Raw genomic sequence first — 16,162 nt, 5'->3', positions numbered from 1 at the left:
GCCTCGCCTGAGCAGCGTCAAGTTGCGCGGGAGAAAATTCAGGAGAGCCGCCCGCAACGTCTGAACGACAATAACCATACTGCCCGATTGAATAATGAGCAACGGTCAGCAGTACGCGAACGGTTGTCTGAGCGTGGAACAAGGAGACTGGAAAGGTAAATTGCAGGCATAAAAAAAGCGGCGTGGTTAGCCGCTTTTTTAATTGCCGGATGTTCCGGCAAACGAAAAATTACTTCTTCTTCGCTTTCGGGTTCGGCAGGTCGGTGATGCTACCTTCGAATACTTCTGCTGCCAGGCCCACAGACTCGTGCAGAGTCGGGTGCGCGTGGATGGTCAGCGCGATGTCTTCAGCGTCACAACCCATTTCGATCGCCAGACCGATTTCACCCAGCAGCTCGCCGCCGTTGGTACCGACAATCGCACCACCGATCACACGGTGAGATTCTTTGTCGAAAATCAGCTTGGTCATACCGTCTGCGCAGTCGGAAGCAATAGCACGGCCAGATGCAGCCCACGGGAAGGTGGCGGTTTCGTAACTGATGCCTTTCTCTTTCGCTTCTTTCTCGGTCAGCCCTACCCATGCAACTTCTGGTTCGGTATAGGCGATAGACGGGATAACTTTCGGATCGAAGTAGTGTTTTTGACCTGCGATAACTTCAGCGGCAACGTGACCTTCGTGAACACCTTTGTGTGCCAGCATCGGCTGACCGACGATATCGCCGATAGCAAAGATGTGCGGCACGTTAGTGCGCAGCTGTTTGTCAACGCGGATGAAGCCACGGTCGTCCACTTCCACGCCAGCTTTGCCTGCGTCGAGGTTTTTACCGTTCGGCACACGACCAATCGCTACCAGCACGGCGTCGTAACGCTGCGGTTCAGCTGGTGCTTTTTTGCCTTCCATCGTCACATAAATACCGTCTTCTTTCGCTTCAACGGCGGTAACTTTGGTTTCCAGCATCAGGTTGAATTTCTTGCTGATACGCTTGGTGAAGACTTTAACGATGTCTTTGTCCGCCGCCGGGATAACCTGGTCGAACATTTCAACCACGTCAATCTGTGAACCCAGCGCGTGGTATACGGTACCCATTTCCAGACCGATGATACCGCCACCCATTACCAGCAGGCGTTCTGGTACTTCTTTCAGTTCCAGCGCGTCAGTGGAGTCCCAAATACGCGGATCTTCATGCGGAATAAACGGCAGTTGGATCGGGCGAGAACCCGCTGCAATGATCGCGTTGTCGAAGTTGATCACGGTTTTACCGTTCTCACCTTCAACTTCCAGGGTGTTAGCCCCGGTAAATTTACCCAGACCGTTGACCACTTTGACTTTGCGGCCTTTCGCCATACCAGCCAGACCACCGGTCAGCTGATTGATCACTTTCTCTTTCCAGGTACGAATCTTGTCGATATCGGTTTTCGGTTCGCCGAAGACGATACCGTGTTCAGCCAGCGCTTTGGCTTCTTCGATAACTTTTGCTACGTGCAGCAGTGCTTTAGAAGGGATACAGCCGACGTTCAGGCAAACACCACCAAGGGTGTTGTAACGTTCTACGATTACGGTTTCCAGACCTAAATCAGCGCAACGGAAGGCAGCGGAGTAACCTGCGGGGCCTGCCCCAAGTACCACGACCTGAGTTTTGATTTCAGTACTCATCATGACCTCTATATATTTATCTCCGGCGGTCATACCCGTCGTCTTTCAGGCCGCAGCGGCGTTAGCTTCACGCCCTCACCCCAGTCACTTACTTATGTAAGCTCCTGGGGATTCTGGCGCTTGCTACCTTGCTGCACCCAGAAATCCATAGGGTATGTGAAGTAATACCCTAACCACCACCGGGTCGTTCTATCCGTCGGTATTTTACAAAATTGTTAACAATTTTTAAACAACAAACGGCAACCGATTTGTCTATTCGCTAATAATCTCAATACATTCATGAGATTACCAGAAAAAAGCCGGCCGTTGGGCCGGCTCTTTTATTTACATCACCAGACGGCGAATATCAGACAGCGTGTTGTTAATGATGGTAATGAAACGGGCACCATCAGCACCGTCGATCACGCGGTGGTCGAAGGAGAGAGAAATCGGCAGCATCAGACGCGGCACGAACTCTTTACCATTCCACACCGGCTCCATCGCGGACTTGGAAACGCCGAGGATAGCCACTTCCGGCGCGTTCACAATCGGCGCGAAGTGGGTAGTACCCAAGCCGCCGATGCTGGAGATGGTAAAGCAACCGCCCTGCATTTCGCCCGCAGTCAGCTTACCGTCACGCGCTTTCTTAGAAATAGTCATCAGCTCGCGAGACAGCTCGATGATGCCTTTCTTGTTGACGTCTTTGAATACCGGAACAACCAGACCGTTCGGGGTATCCACCGCCACACCGATGTTGATGTATTTCTTCAGGGTCAGACGCTGACCGTCTTCCGACAGCGAACTGTTGAAGCGAGGCATCTGCTCAAGAGCTGCAGCAACGGCTTTCATGATGAAGACAACTGGGGTTATCTTCACATCCAGCTTACGTTTCGCTGCTTCTTCGTTCTGCTGTTTACGGAACGCTTCCAGCTCGGTGATATCAGTTTTGTCGAAGTGGGTAACGTGCGGGATCATCACCCAGTTACGGCTCAGGTTAGCACCAGAAATTTTCTGAATGCGGCCCAGTTCCACTTCTTCGATTTCACCAAACTTGCTGAAGTCCACTTTAGGCCACGGCAGCATGCCTGGGATACCGCCGCCAGTCGCTGCCGGAGCCGCTTCTGCACGTTTGATAGCTTCTTTCACGTAAGCCTGAACGTCTTCGCGCAGAATACGACCTTTACGGCCAGTGCCCTTCACTTTCGCCAGGTTAACGCCGAATTCGCGTGCCAGACGGCGGATCAGCGGAGTCGCGTGAACGTAAGCGTCGTTTTCAGCAAATTCAGATTTGCCTTCGGCTTTCGCAGCCGGTGCTGCTGCCGGGGCTTCAGCTTTTGCTGCCGGAGCCGGCGCTGCCGCTTCCTGTTTCGCTGGAGCTGCCGCAGGCGCTGCGCCTTCAACTTCGAAGATCATAATCAGCGAACCAGTTTTCACTTTATCGCCAACGTTGACTTTCAGTTCCTTCACGACGCCAGCAAACGGAGCCGGAACTTCCATAGAAGCTTTGTCGCCTTCTACGGTGATCAGTGACTGTTCAGCGGCAACTTTGTCGCCCACTTTCACCATCACTTCGGTCACTTCAACTTCGTCACCGCCGATATCCGGAACGTTAACTTCTTTCACGCCAGCTGCAGCCGCTGGTGCTGCTGCAGGAGCCGCTTCCTGTTTAGCTGCTGGAGCTGCCGCGCCTGCTGCACCCGCGACTTCGAAGACCATAATCAGCGAGCCGGTAGACACTTTGTCACCCACGTTCACTTTGATCTCTTTCACGGTGCCAGCAAACGGAGCCGGAACTTCCATAGAAGCTTTGTCGCCTTCTACGGTGATCAGCGACTGCTCAGCTTCAACTTTGTCGCCCACTTTCACCAGGATTTCGGTCACTTCGACTTCGTCGCTGCCGATATCCGGAACGTTAACGTCTTTTGCTGCCGCAGCCGCGGGTACTGCTGCCGGAGCTGCTTCTTTCTTCTCTTCTGCCTGAGCAGGTGCAGCGTCTGCTGCACCGTCGGCGGAATCGAAAATCATAATCAGTGCGCCGGTCTGGGTTTTATCGCCAACAGAGACTTTGATCTCTTTAACGATACCCGCCTGCGGAGACGGAACTTCCATAGAGGCTTTGTCGCCTTCTACGGTGATCAGCGACTGTTCGGCTTCAACTTTGTCGCCCACTTTGACCAGGATCTCGGTGATTTCAACTTCATCAGCCCCGATGTCCGGTACTTTGATTTCGATAGCCATTATTCTTTTACCTCTTACGCCAGACGCGGGTTAACTTTATCTGCATCGATGTTGAATTTGGCGATTGCGTCAGCAACCACTTTCTTATCGATTTCGCCACGTTTAGCCAGTTCGCCCAGCGCCGCTACAACCACGTAGGAAGCATCAACTTCGAAGTGGTGACGCAGGTTCTCACGGCTGTCGGAACGACCGAAGCCATCAGTACCCAGTACGCGGTAGTCGTCAGCCGGTACGTAAGTACGGACCTGCTCAGCGAACAGTTTCATATAGTCGGTAGATGCCACTGCCGGAGCGTCGTTCATCACCTGAGCGATATACGGAACGCGCGGAGTTTCCAGCGGGTGCAGCATGTTCCAGCGCTCACAATCCTGACCATCACGCGCCAGTTCAGTGAAGGACGTTACGCTATAAACGTCAGAACCTACGCCGTAATCTTTCGCCAGGATCTGTGCTGCTTCACGGACGTGACGCAGGATAGAACCGGAGCCCAGCAGCTGAACTTTACCTTTGCTACCTTCAATGGTTTCGAGTTTGTAGATACCTTTACGGATACCTTCCTCAGCACCTTCCGGCATTGCCGGCATATGGTAGTTTTCGTTCAGCGTGGTGATGTAGTAGTAAACGTTCTCTTGTTTTTCACCGTACATACGCTCCAGACCGTCATGCATGATGACAGCAACTTCGTAAGCGTAAGCCGGGTCGTAAGAGATACAGTTCGGGATAGTCAGCGACTGAATGTGGCTGTGACCATCTTCGTGCTGCAGACCTTCGCCGTTCAGGGTGGTACGACCGGAAGTACCGCCGATCAGGAAGCCACGCGCTTGCTGGTCGCCAGCCGCCCAGCACAAATCGCCGATACGCTGGAAGCCGAACATCGAGTAATAGATGTAGAACGGAATCATCGGCAGATTGTTGGTGCTGTAAGAGGTCGCCGCTGCCAGCCAGGAACAACCTGCGCCCAGCTCGTTGATCCCTTCCTGCAGAATCTGACCTTTCTCGTCTTCTTTATAGTAAGCAACCTGCTCGCGGTCCTGCGGGGTGTACTGCTGGCCGTTCGGGCTGTAAATACCAATCTGACGGAACAGACCTTCCATACCGAAAGTACGCGCTTCGTCGGCGATGATCGGCACAAGCCTGTCTTTGATCGACTTGTTCTTCAGCATCACGTTCAGGGCGCGAACGAAAGCGATAGTGGTAGAGATCTCTTTGCTCTGCTCTTCCAGCAGCGCACCGAAGTCTTGCAGGCTCGGCAGCTCCAGCTTCTCGGTGAAGTTCGGCTGGCGGCTTGGCAGATAACCGTGCAGTTTCTGACGCTGTGCGTGCAGATAGGTATGCTCTTCAGAACCTTCCGGGAAGGTGATGTACGGCAGTTTTTCGATATCTGCATCAGACACCGGCACATTGAAACGGTCGCGGATGTGACGCACGCCGTCCATGTTCATTTTCTTAACCTGGTGCGCGATGTTTTTACCTTCAGCCGCGTCGCCCATGCCGTAACCTTTAATGGTATGAGCAAGGATTACTGTCGCTTTGCCTTTGGTTTCCTGCGCTTTCTTGAATGCAGCGTAGATTTTCTTCGGATCGTGACCACCACGGTTCAGCGCCCAGATCTGCTCGTCAGTCCAGTCTGCAACCAGGGCTGCGGTTTCAGGATATTTACCGAAGAAGTGTTCACGAACGTACGCGCCATCTTTCGATTTGAAGGTCTGGTAGTCGCCGTCAACGGTTTCGTTCATCAGCTGGATCAGTTTACCGCTGGTATCTTTACGCAGCAGTTCATCCCAACGGCTACCCCACATCACTTTGATCACGTTCCAGCCAGCACCTTCGAAGATGCCTTCCAGTTCGTTGATGATTTTGCCGTTACCGGTGACCGGGCCGTCAAGACGCTGCAGGTTACAGTTGATAACGAAGACCAGGTTATCCAGTTTTTCACGGGTAGCGATGGTGATCGCACCTTTGGATTCCGGTTCGTCCATTTCACCGTCGCCGAGGAACGCGTAAACGGTCTGTTTAGAGGTATCTTTCAGGCCACGGTGTTCCAGATATTTCAGGAATTTAGCCTGGTAAATAGCACCAATCGGACCCAGACCCATAGATACGGTCGGGAACTGCCAGAATTCCGGCATCAGTTTCGGGTGCGGATAGGAAGAGAGGCCATTGCCGTGAACTTCCTGACGGAAGTTATCCAGCTGCTCTTGAGTCAGACGACCTTCCAGGAAAGCACGTGCGTAAACGCCCGGGGAGATGTGGCCCTGGAAGTAAACCAGGTCGCCGCCATCCTGCTCGTTACGTGCACGGAAGAAGTGGTTAAAGCACACATCATAAATGGTTGCGGAAGACTGGAAGGACGCCATGTGGCCGCCCAGTTCGAGGTCTTTTTTCGACGCACGCAGAACCGTCATGATGGCGTTCCAGCGGATAGCTGAACGAATACGGCGTTCCAGTTCCAGATTACCCGGATACTCCGGTTGTTCTTCAACGGGGATGGTGTTGATGTAGTTGCTGATACCGGTGCCTGCGGCTACGTTGACTCCGCCTTTGCGGGCTTCAGCAAGCAGTTGGTCGATCAGATACTGAGCACGCTCAACACCTTCTTCACGGATGACCGATTCGATCGCCTGGAGCCAGTCGCGAGTTTCGATCGGATCCACGTCATTTGGGAAACGTTCTGACATGGGTTATTCCTTATCTATCTAATAACGTTGAGTTTTCTGGAACCTGTCCCATTGAACTCTCGCCGGAAAGCCCAATAAGACAGGTTCTACGTTTAGTTGCCGCGCTTTTATATGCGCTTGATTTACAACATCTTCTGGATAATTTTTACCAGAAAAATCACTAATTCTTTCGTTGCTCCAAACGACGCAGAGAACGCTCACGGCGACTCTCTTCACGGCTTCTGTCGAGCAAAATTTCTTCGATAAAGGCCAGATGGCGATGCGATGCTTCGCGCGCTTCTTCCGGCTTACCGGCCATAATCGCTTCGAATATGCGGGTGCGGTGACTACTCACCAGCGGCAGCATCTCGCGACGCGCATAGAGCAATTCGAAGTTCTGACGGACATTCTGGGCCAACATCGGCTCCATACACCTTAGCAGATGAAGCAAAACCACATTGTGGGCCGCTTCGGTGACGGCAATCTGATACTGGAGTACGGCGTTTGATTCCGCGTCCAGATCGCCAGACTGCTGCGCCAGTTCTATGGCGTGGTGGAGTTCACGGATGCGTTCCTTGTCTTCATCGGTACTACGCAGCGCGGCGTAATAAGCGGCGATACCTTCCAGGGCGTGTCGTGTTTCGAGCAAGTCATACTGTGATTCAGGATGGTCGGAGAGCAGCTCCACCAGCGGATCGCTGAAGCTTTGCCAGAGGCTGCTCTGAACAAACGTGCCGCCACCCTGGCGACGAAGCAACAAGCCCTTCGCTTCGAGACGTTGAATCGCCTCACGCAATGAGGGACGGGATACATCGAACTGTTTTGCCAGTTCGCGTTCCGGTGGGAGTTTTTCACCCGGGCGGAGAGTGCCTTCGAGGATCAAAAACTCCAGTTGCTGCTCAATCACATCGGAGAGTTTTGGTTGGCGGATTTTGCTGTAGGCCATGAGTTCCTGTCTTAAGCCACTTGCCGAAGTCAATTGGTCTTACCAATTTCATGTCTGTGACGCTAAAGTAACAAAGTATTCACCTTATGTCCATACAGGTTTTGATTGAAATCATGAAACTGCGCACATTTTAACAATTTGACATATATAACGTTTCAAAGTTGTAACTATGCACAAATGTAGACTTTACGTAGGAAAGTGATTTTTTAACGATTATTAAACTATAAAAATCCGAATTGAACCGATTCACTTACCAATTTTTCGATTTTTAATTCAATTAAAATGAATTTATATTCATTTTATATATTGAGCGGATTTGAGGCTGATCTTTACAAACGGTTCCTTTTTAAGCAACTCATCTTCAACCATGCATAAAGCGGGTGCATTCGCTGCCGCATACCATTATTCTTGATCTGACGGAAGTCTTTTTGTAACAATTCAAACGCCCTTAATGTAAACAAATTAATACAACAAACGGAATTGCAAACTTACACACGCATCATTGCGTAGATCAAAAAAACAATCACCGCACGAGGTTTCATGATGGAAGGTCAACAGCACGGCGAGCAGCTAAAGCGCGGCCTTAAAAACCGCCATATTCAGCTTATCGCGCTGGGTGGCGCAATAGGAACCGGGCTATTCCTGGGAAGCGCCTCCGTAATACAGTCCGCAGGGCCAGGGATTATCCTGGGTTATGCCATTGCAGGTTTTATCGCCTTTCTGATCATGCGTCAGCTAGGTGAAATGGTGGTCGAAGAACCTGTCGCAGGCTCCTTCAGCCACTTTGCTTATAAATACTGGGGCAGCTTTGCCGGATTCGCTTCTGGCTGGAACTATTGGGTACTGTACGTTTTAGTTGCCATGGCAGAACTTACGGCTGTCGGCAAATACATTCAGTTCTGGTATCCGGAAATCCCCACCTGGGCTTCTGCCGCCGTGTTCTTTGTGGTGATCAACGCCATCAACCTGACCAACGTAAAAGTGTTTGGCGAGATGGAGTTCTGGTTTGCCATTATCAAAGTTATCGCGGTGGTAGCGATGATCATCTTCGGCGGCTGGCTGCTGTTCAGCGGCAACGGCGGCCCGCAGGCGACCGTTAGCAACCTGTGGGCTCAAGGTGGCTTCCTGCCGCACGGCTTCACCGGGCTGGTGATGATGATGGCGATTATCATGTTCTCGTTCGGTGGTCTGGAACTGGTGGGGATCACCGCTGCAGAAGCTGATAACCCGGAGCAAAGCATCCCGAAAGCAACTAATCAGGTTATCTACCGCATCCTGATTTTCTACATTGGTTCGTTAGCCGTTCTGCTCTCACTGATGCCGTGGACACGCGTTACCGCTGACACCAGCCCGTTTGTGCTGATCTTCCACGAGTTAGGCGATACCTTTGTGGCAAATGCGCTGAACATCGTGGTACTGACGGCTGCGCTCTCCGTGTACAACAGCTGCGTATATTGCAACAGCCGTATGCTGTTCGGTCTGGCACAACAGGGTAACGCACCGAAAATGCTCGCTTCCGTCGATAAACGCGGCGTACCAGTAAATACCATTCTGGTATCTGCGCTGGTTACGGCATTGTGCGTACTGATTAACTACCTTGCCCCAGAGTCCGCTTTCGGACTGTTAATGGCGCTGGTGGTTTCTGCACTGGTTATTAACTGGGCGATGATTAGCCTGGCACATATGAAGTTCCGTCGCGCTAAGCAAGAACAAGGTGTGGTAACTCGTTTCCCTGCCCTGCTCTATCCGCTGGGTAACTGGATCTGCCTGCTGTTTATGGCGGCGGTACTGGTGATAATGCTGATGACGCCGGGGATGGCGATTTCGGTTTACCTGATCCCGGTATGGCTGGTTGTGTTAGGTATCGGTTATCTGTTCAAAGAGAAAACCGCAAAAGCCGTAAAAGCACATTAATCTCTCTACGCCCTCACCCGTTCTGGGTGAGGGCAGCAATATTTACACCAATGTCCCGTAAATCGTCAGTAGCGCAATCACCACCACAACCACGAACGAGGTTTTCTTCGCCATTGAAACCGCTGCTTTCGGTGTCTCAACCTTATCGACATGCGGTTCACGCGCCAGAGAGAACTGTGCCAGACGCGTTAACACCTGGTATTGCGATGTATGGAAATCGGTCAGTGAAGCAAACCAGGCTGGTAACGCTTTCTCACCGTGACCAATCAAGGCATAAACTACGCCCGCAAGGCGAACTGGCACCCAATCCACTACATGAAGCACGGCATCAACCCCCGACTGTAAGCGATGATGCGGCGTCTGGTAGCGCGCCAGCCAGTATTGCCATGCACGCAAGAATGCATAGCCCATCAGGGTAACGGGTCCCCAGATACCGCCTACAATTAGCCAGAACAGTGGCGCAAGGTAAAAACGAAAGTTAATCCACAACAGGGCATTTTGCAGTTCACGCAAAAACTCACGCTCATCGCAGCCTGCGGGGACGCCATGAATCATGGTTAACTCGCCAGCCATCGTGGAACGGGCATGGCTGTCGTTACGAGAAGCTGCGGTCAGATAAGCATGATAATGGAGACGAACTTTTCCTGCGCCAATACACAACAAACCAATCAACAGCCACACCACCAGCGTCGGGACGTTGAACAATAACCCATGCAACGCGCGCAACAGTAAAAAGGTCGCCCCCATCGCGATAATGGTCATCCCTAATGTGCGCCCCAGCGAAAAATGTTTCACCCGACGGAAAAACGCCTCGAGGCGGTGATCAAGCTGCCAGTGCTCGCCCAACTTAAACAGGCGCTCGAAAATTAACACCAGTAAGGTTGTAAACAGCGTCATGTTGTCTCCTTGCTGACCAGGGCGCGAAACCGTGCCCAATCAAAGGCAGGGCCGGGATCGGTTTTACGCTCCGGCGCAATATCACAATGGCCCGTCATGTTATTAACGATATCGGGATAGCGATCAATCAGTGCCCGCGTGACCGCCGCCAGTTGCTGATACTGCGCATCGGTATAAGCCAGCGTATCAGTGCCTTCCAGCTCAATCCCAATAGAGAAATCATTACAGCGTTCGCGCCCCTGATACACGGAAACACCCGCATGCCAGGCGCGTTTATCGAAAGGAACATACTGGACAATTTCACCATCACGGCGAATCAAACAGTGAGCGGAGACGCGTAAATGGGCAATCTCTGCAAAGAAGGGATGAGCCTGCGGATCAATAGTTCCGGTGAATAATGCATCAATCCACGGACCGCCAAACTCGCCTGGCGGCAGGCTAATATTGTGCACCACCAGCAAGGTGGGAGTTTCGTCATCCGGGCGACAATCGTAATGTGGTGAGGGAACGCGGCGCGCGCCGACCAGCCACCCCTGTTCTAACAACATGCAGGATCTCCTTATATGTGGTGCTAATACCCGGTTCAGAGTAGCATGTTTCTACCTTATGATTCGTTAGCTATCTGGAGTTTTAACATGCCGCCTCGCCGCTATAACCCTGACACCCGACGTGACGAGCTGCTGGAACGCATTAATCTCGATATCCCCGGCGCGGTGGCTCAGGCGCTGCGAGAAGATTTAGGCGGAACAGTCGATGCCAACAACGACATTACGGCAAAACTTTTACCGGAAAATTCACGCTCTCATGCCACGGTGATCACCCGCGAAGAAGGCGTATTTTGTGGTAAACGCTGGGTTGAAGAAGTGTTTATTCAACTGGCAGGCGACGATGTCACCATTACCTGGCATGTGGATGACGGTGATGTCATTAACGCCAATCAACTCCTTTTCGAACTCGAAGGCCCATCTCGCGTGCTGTTAACCGGCGAACGTACTGCGCTTAATTTTGTACAAACTCTTTCTGGCGTAGCCAGTAAGGTTCGCCACTATGTTGAGTTACTGGAAGGCACCGATACGCAGTTGCTGGATACGCGAAAAACCTTACCCGGCCTGCGTTCTGCCCTGAAATACGCGGTACTTTGCGGCGGCGGGGCTAACCATCGTCTGGGGCTTTCTGACGCCTTCCTGATCAAAGAAAACCATATTATTGCCTCCGGCTCAGTGCGCCAGGCGGTCGAAAAAGCGTCCTGGCTGCACCCGGATGCGCCAGTAGAAGTTGAAGTCGAGAATCTGGAAGAACTTGATGAAGCACTGAAAGCAGGTGCCGATATCATCATGCTGGATAACTTCGACACAGAACAGATGCGCAAAGCCGTTAAACGCACCAACGGCAAGGCGCTGCTGGAAGTGTCTGGCAACGTCACCGACAAAACGCTACGCGAGTTTGCTGAAACGGGCGTGGACTTTATCTCCGTCGGAGCGCTAACTAAACACGTACAGGCACTCGATCTTTCAATGCGTTTTCGCTAATTGCTGACAGATTTATCCGCTCCATCGCGGGCGGATAATCTCCCCTTCCCCAACTTTCTTCGTAACGCCTCGCAAATTTTCTGTCTTTCGCTGCAACGTAATAAAAAACCTCGGAAGCCGCCTTCCCGTTTCGTTTTTTGCCCCTCGCCTGTGCTGATGGCGTTTGCCAAAGTAGCGCCAACCAAATCAAGGAGCGAGACAGATGGACAAGCAACGCGGTTTTACACTTATCGAACTGATGGTGGTTATTGGCATCATTGCCATTTTAAGCGCCATTGGTATTCCCGCTTATCAAAACTACCTGCGCAAAGCCGCACTTACCGACATGCTACAAACCTTTGTGCCTTACCGTACCGCCGTAGAATTGTGCGCGCTGGAACATGGCGGACTGGACACCTGCGACGGCGGCAGCAATGGCATCCCCTCGCCTACCACCACCCGCTATGTTTCAGCCATGAGTGTGGCAAAGGGCGTGGTGTCGCTGACCGGGCAAGAGAGTCTCAATGGGCTAAGCATCGTTATGACACCCGGTTGGGATAACGCTAACGGTGTCACCGGCTGGACGCGCAACTGCAATATTCAAAGTGACAGCGCATTGCAGCAAGCCTGCGAAGATGTCTTCCGCTTTGATGACGCCAACTAAGGAGCGGCGATGAATATTTCACAGCTCACCGCCCTGTGTTTGCGTTACCAGGGGGTCTTACTGGATGCCAGCGAAGAAGTGGTTCATGTTGCGGTGGTCGATGCCCCCTCACATGAGTTGCTGGACGCATTGCATTTCGCTACCACCAAACGTATTGAGATCACCTGCTGGACGCGCCAACAGATGGAAGGTCACGCCAGTCGCAAACAACAGACATTGCCCGTAGCCGTTCAGGAGAAACATCAGCCTAAAGCAGAATTGCTGGCTCATACGTTGCAATCTGCACTGGAACAACGCGCGTCAGATATTCATATCGAACCAGCGGACAATAGCTATCGTATCCGCTTACGTATCGACGGCGTGCTGCATCCTTTACCTGATGTTTCACTGGATGCCGGAGTCGCTTTAACCGCCAGGTTAAAAGTGCTTGGAAGCCTGGATATTGCGGAACATCGCCTGCCGCAGGACGGGCAATTCACTGTCGAACTGGCCGGGAACGCCGTCTCATTTCGTATTGCTACCTTGCCATGTCGCGGCGGTGAAAAGGTGGTATTACGGTTGTTACAGCAGGTGGACCAGGCGCTGGATGTCAACACGCTGGGAATGCAACCATCACAACTGACGGACTTTACCCACGCGTTGCAGCAACCACAGGGACTGGTGCTGGTAACTGGCCCTACCGGCAGCGGCAAAACAGTCACGCTGTATAGCGCACTGCAAACGCTGAATACCGACGATATTAATATTTGCAGCGTGGAAGATCCGGTTGAGATCCCCATCGCCGGGCTAAACCAGACACAAATCCATCCGCGTGCCGGACTCACCTTTCAGGGCGTTTTGCGTGCGTTATTGCGCCAGGATCCTGACGTCATCATGATCGGAGAGATCCGCGATGGCGAAACGGCAGAAATTGCCATTAAAGCCGCGCAAACGGGTCATCTGGTATTGTCCACGCTACACACCAACTCCACCTGCGAAACGCTGGTGCGTTTACAGCAAATGGGCGTTGCTCGCTGGATGCTCTCGTCGGCCCTCACTCTGGTAATAGCCCAGCGCCTGGTACGTAAACTTTGTCCGCATTGCCGCCAGCAGCAAGGGGAACCGATCCGCCTTCCGGACAATGTATGGTCATCTCCGCTGTCCCGCTGGCAGGCACTGGGTTGTGAACATTGCTACCACGGTTTTTATGGTCGTACCGCCTTGTTTGAAGTCCTGCCCATTACACCAGCCATACGCCAGCTTATTTCCTCTAATACTGAAGTTGAATCGCTGGAAACGCACGCCAGGCGGACAGGTATGCGCACACTTTTTGAAAACGGCTGCCTGGCCGTGGAACAAGGCTTAACCACCTTTGAAGAGTTAATCCGCGTGCTGGGGATGCCACATGGCGAATAAGCAACTCTGGCGATGGCATGGCATAACCGGCGACGGCAATGCGCAAGATGGGATGCAATGGTCAGAGAGCCGTGCTTTGCTGCTTTTGGCTCTACAGCAGCAAAGGGTTACCCCACTAAGCCTGAAGCGAATCGCCATCAATTCTGCGCATTGGCGAGGAGATAAAAGCGCGGAAGTCATTCATCAACTGGCGACGCTACTTAAAGCCGGGTTAACGCTTTCTGAAGGGCTGGCACTGCTGGCTGAACAGCATCCAAGTAAGCAATGGCAGGCATTGTTGCAATCGCTGGCGCACGATCTCGAACAGGGCATTGCCTTTTCCAGTGCCTTATTACCCTGGTCAGAGGTATTTCCGCCGCTCTATCAGGCGATGATCCGCACGGGGGAAGTGACCGGTAAGCTGGATGAATGCTGTTTTGAACTGGCGCGTCAACAAAAAGCCCAGCGCCAGTTGGCCGACAAAGTGAAATCAGCGTTGCGTTATCCCATCATCATTTTAGCGATGGCAATCATGGTGGTTGTGGCAATGCTGCATTTTGTTCTGCCGGAGTTTGCCGCTATCTATAAAACCTTTAACACCCCACTACCGGTACTAACGCAGGGGATCATGACGCTGGCAGACTTTAGTGGCAAATGGGGCTGGCTGCTGATAGTGCTCGGCTTTCTGCTGGCGATAGCCAACAAACTGCTGATGCGTCGCCCTACCTGGCTTATTGCGCGGCAGAAATGGTTATTACGCATCCCAATAATGGGAGCCCTGATGCGGGGACAAAAACTCACGCAGATCTTTACGATTCTGGCGCTGACACAAAGTGCAGGGATTACTTTTTTGCAGGGAGTGGAGAGCGTCAGGGAGACGATGCGCTGCCAGTACTGGGCGCAACTTCTGACACAAATTCAGCATGATATCAGTAACGGTCACCCCATCTGGCTGGCGCTAAAAAATACGGGGGAGTTTAGCCCGCTCTGTTTGCAGTTAGTGAGGACAGGAGAGACATCCGGGTCGCTGGATCTCATGCTGGAGAATCTTGCCCATCATCATCGGGATAACACGCTGGCGCTGGCAGATAACCTTGCCGCCTTACTGGAACCGGCGTTGCTGGTCATTACTGGAGGAATTATCGGTACGTTGGTGGTGGCAATGTATCTGCCAATTTTCCATCTGGGCGATGCGATGAGTGGGGTGGGATAATGCTGGCGTGTTGCTCCACGCCAGCATTGGGAGATTACAGATTATTGAAGATGCGGTTTTCTTGTTCCAGTACACGGATAAACGTGGTGCGTTTAGTCAGCTCTTTCAGGCGTGAAGCCCCAACGTAAGTGCAGGCTGAACGCAGACCGCCTAAAATATCACGCGCGGTATTTTCAACCGGACCGCGCAGAGGAAGCTTAACGGTTTTACCTTCTGCAGCGCGATATTCCGCAACGCCGCCAACGTGACGTTTCATCGCAGACTCGGAGCTCATACCGTAGAACAGCATAAATTTCTCACCGTTCTCTTCAACAATACGGCCGCCGCTCTCTTCGTGACCAGCCAGCATTCCGCCAAGCATTACGAAATCGGCACCGCCACCAAAAGCTTTAGCCACATCGCCCGGTGTGGTACAGCCGCCATCGCTGACGATCATCCCGCCCAGACCGTGCGCGGCATCGGCGCATTCGATCACCGCAGAAAGCTGCGGATAACCGACGCCCGTTTTCACGCGAGTTGTACAAACAGAGCCAGGACCAATGCCAACTTTAACGATATCGGCACCGGAGAGGATAAGCTCCTCACACATTTCGCCAGTTACCACATTGCCTGCACAAATAGTTTTGGTCGGCCACGCTTCACGCGCCTTCGCCACAAACTGCACGAAGTGCTCAGAATATCCATTCGCAACATCAATACAAACGAAGTTTAATGCCGGGTTCAGGTCAAGAATTTGTTTAGTTTTTTCGAAATCGGCATCCGACGTGCCGGTAGAAACCATCACATGTTTCAGCACATCAGCAGAAGAATTGTTGATAAACGCTTGCCACTCTTCAACAGAGTAATGTTTATGTACAGCGGTCAAAATATCGAAAGAAGCCAGTGCCGTAGCCATACTAAAAGTGCCTACGGTGTCCATATTTGCGGCGATAATCGGCACGCCGGACCAGCTTTGACCTGAATGTTTGAAGGTGAATTGACGTTCCAGTTCAACATCGGAACGGCTTTTAAGGGTAGAGCGTTTAGGGCGGATGAGGACGTCTTTAAAACCTAACTTCAGATCTTCTTCGATACGCATGTGCAGATTCCTGGGGTTAATGGCTGTAAGGGTAAGAGCG

The 16,162-nt window shown here is 52.2% G+C and carries 13 protein-coding genes; 6 read left to right on the top strand and 7 right to left on the bottom strand.

The window, feature by feature from the left end; all coding sequences use genetic code 11:
* A partial coding sequence (locus D9738_RS25020) for a hypothetical protein (RefSeq protein ID WP_240780575.1) occupies window positions 1–159 on the top strand: 159 nt, incomplete at its 5' end.
* A 70-nt stretch (window positions 160–229) separates the two neighbouring features.
* On the opposite strand, the gene lpdA is transcribed toward D9738_RS25020, so the two are convergent.
* The 4 genes from lpdA to pdhR form a co-directional block, all read right to left on the bottom strand.
* Complete coding sequence (lpdA, locus tag D9738_RS04425; RefSeq protein WP_130205068.1) at window positions 230–1,654, bottom strand: dihydrolipoyl dehydrogenase; 1,425 nt, start codon at window positions 1,652–1,654, stop codon at window positions 230–232.
* Between the two features lie 324 nt (window positions 1,655–1,978).
* A complete protein-coding gene (gene aceF, locus D9738_RS04420) occupies window positions 1,979–3,871 on the bottom strand; it encodes a pyruvate dehydrogenase complex dihydrolipoyllysine-residue acetyltransferase (RefSeq protein ID WP_130204949.1) in 1,893 nt (630 codons plus the stop codon).
* A 14-nt stretch (window positions 3,872–3,885) separates the two neighbouring features.
* On the bottom strand, window positions 3,886–6,549 hold the full coding sequence (aceE, locus tag D9738_RS04415) for a pyruvate dehydrogenase (acetyl-transferring), homodimeric type (protein ID WP_130259639.1): 2,664 nt from the start codon (window positions 6,547–6,549) through the stop codon (window positions 3,886–3,888).
* Window positions 6,550–6,709: 160 nt separating this feature from the next.
* Window positions 6,710–7,474: a pyruvate dehydrogenase complex transcriptional repressor PdhR gene (gene pdhR, locus D9738_RS04410; RefSeq protein ID WP_062892733.1), complete on the bottom strand. Its 765-nt coding sequence runs from the start codon at window positions 7,472–7,474 to the stop codon at window positions 6,710–6,712.
* Between the two features lie 540 nt (window positions 7,475–8,014).
* On the opposite strand from pdhR, the gene aroP reads away from it, so the two are divergent.
* Window positions 8,015–9,388, top strand: coding sequence for an aromatic amino acid transporter AroP (gene aroP, locus D9738_RS04405; RefSeq protein WP_165383261.1), 1,374 nt, complete (start codon window positions 8,015–8,017; stop codon window positions 9,386–9,388).
* 42 nt (window positions 9,389–9,430) lie between these two features.
* Here aroP and ampE read toward each other — a convergent pair whose 3' ends face one another.
* Both ampE and ampD read right to left on the bottom strand, forming a co-directional pair.
* Complete coding sequence (gene ampE / locus D9738_RS04400) at window positions 9,431–10,285, bottom strand: beta-lactamase regulator AmpE (RefSeq protein ID WP_000171986.1); 855 nt, start codon at window positions 10,283–10,285, stop codon at window positions 9,431–9,433.
* Complete coding sequence (ampD, locus tag D9738_RS04395) at window positions 10,282–10,833, bottom strand: 1,6-anhydro-N-acetylmuramyl-L-alanine amidase AmpD (protein WP_130259638.1); 552 nt, start codon at window positions 10,831–10,833, stop codon at window positions 10,282–10,284. Before ampD ends, ampE begins: the two co-directional genes overlap by 4 nt.
* Window positions 10,834–10,920: 87 nt before the next feature.
* Between ampD and nadC the strand changes: the two genes are divergently transcribed.
* From nadC to hofC, 4 genes are all read left to right on the top strand, one after another.
* Entirely contained in the window at window positions 10,921–11,814 is an 894-nt protein-coding gene (gene nadC / locus D9738_RS04390; RefSeq protein ID WP_130204942.1) for a carboxylating nicotinate-nucleotide diphosphorylase, read from the top strand.
* A gap of 202 nt (window positions 11,815–12,016) precedes the next feature.
* Window positions 12,017–12,457, top strand: coding sequence for a prepilin peptidase-dependent pilin (ppdD, locus tag D9738_RS04385; RefSeq protein ID WP_130204940.1), 441 nt, complete (start codon window positions 12,017–12,019; stop codon window positions 12,455–12,457).
* A 9-nt stretch (window positions 12,458–12,466) separates the two neighbouring features.
* Window positions 12,467–13,852 carry a type II secretion system protein GspE gene (gene gspE / locus D9738_RS04380; RefSeq protein WP_130259637.1) on the top strand — a complete coding sequence of 462 codons (1,386 nt, stop codon included), beginning with the start codon at window positions 12,467–12,469 and terminating at the stop codon, window positions 13,850–13,852.
* On the top strand, window positions 13,842–15,044 hold the full coding sequence (gene hofC / locus D9738_RS04375) for a protein transport protein HofC (RefSeq protein WP_130259636.1): 1,203 nt from the start codon (window positions 13,842–13,844) through the stop codon (window positions 15,042–15,044). The genes gspE and hofC overlap by 11 nt, the downstream gene beginning before the upstream one ends.
* Before the next feature lie 34 nt (window positions 15,045–15,078).
* Here the strand turns inward: hofC and guaC are convergent, their stop codons facing one another.
* Window positions 15,079–16,122, bottom strand: a complete 1,044-nt coding sequence (guaC, locus tag D9738_RS04370; RefSeq protein WP_130204936.1) for a GMP reductase — start codon at window positions 16,120–16,122, stop codon at window positions 15,079–15,081.
* Window positions 16,123–16,162: the final 40 nt, after the last annotated feature.

The organism is Escherichia sp. E10V5 (assembly GCF_004212315.1).
Taxonomy (GTDB): domain Bacteria; phylum Pseudomonadota; class Gammaproteobacteria; order Enterobacterales; family Enterobacteriaceae; genus Escherichia.
This window is presented reverse-complemented; position numbering and strand designations above follow the sequence as displayed.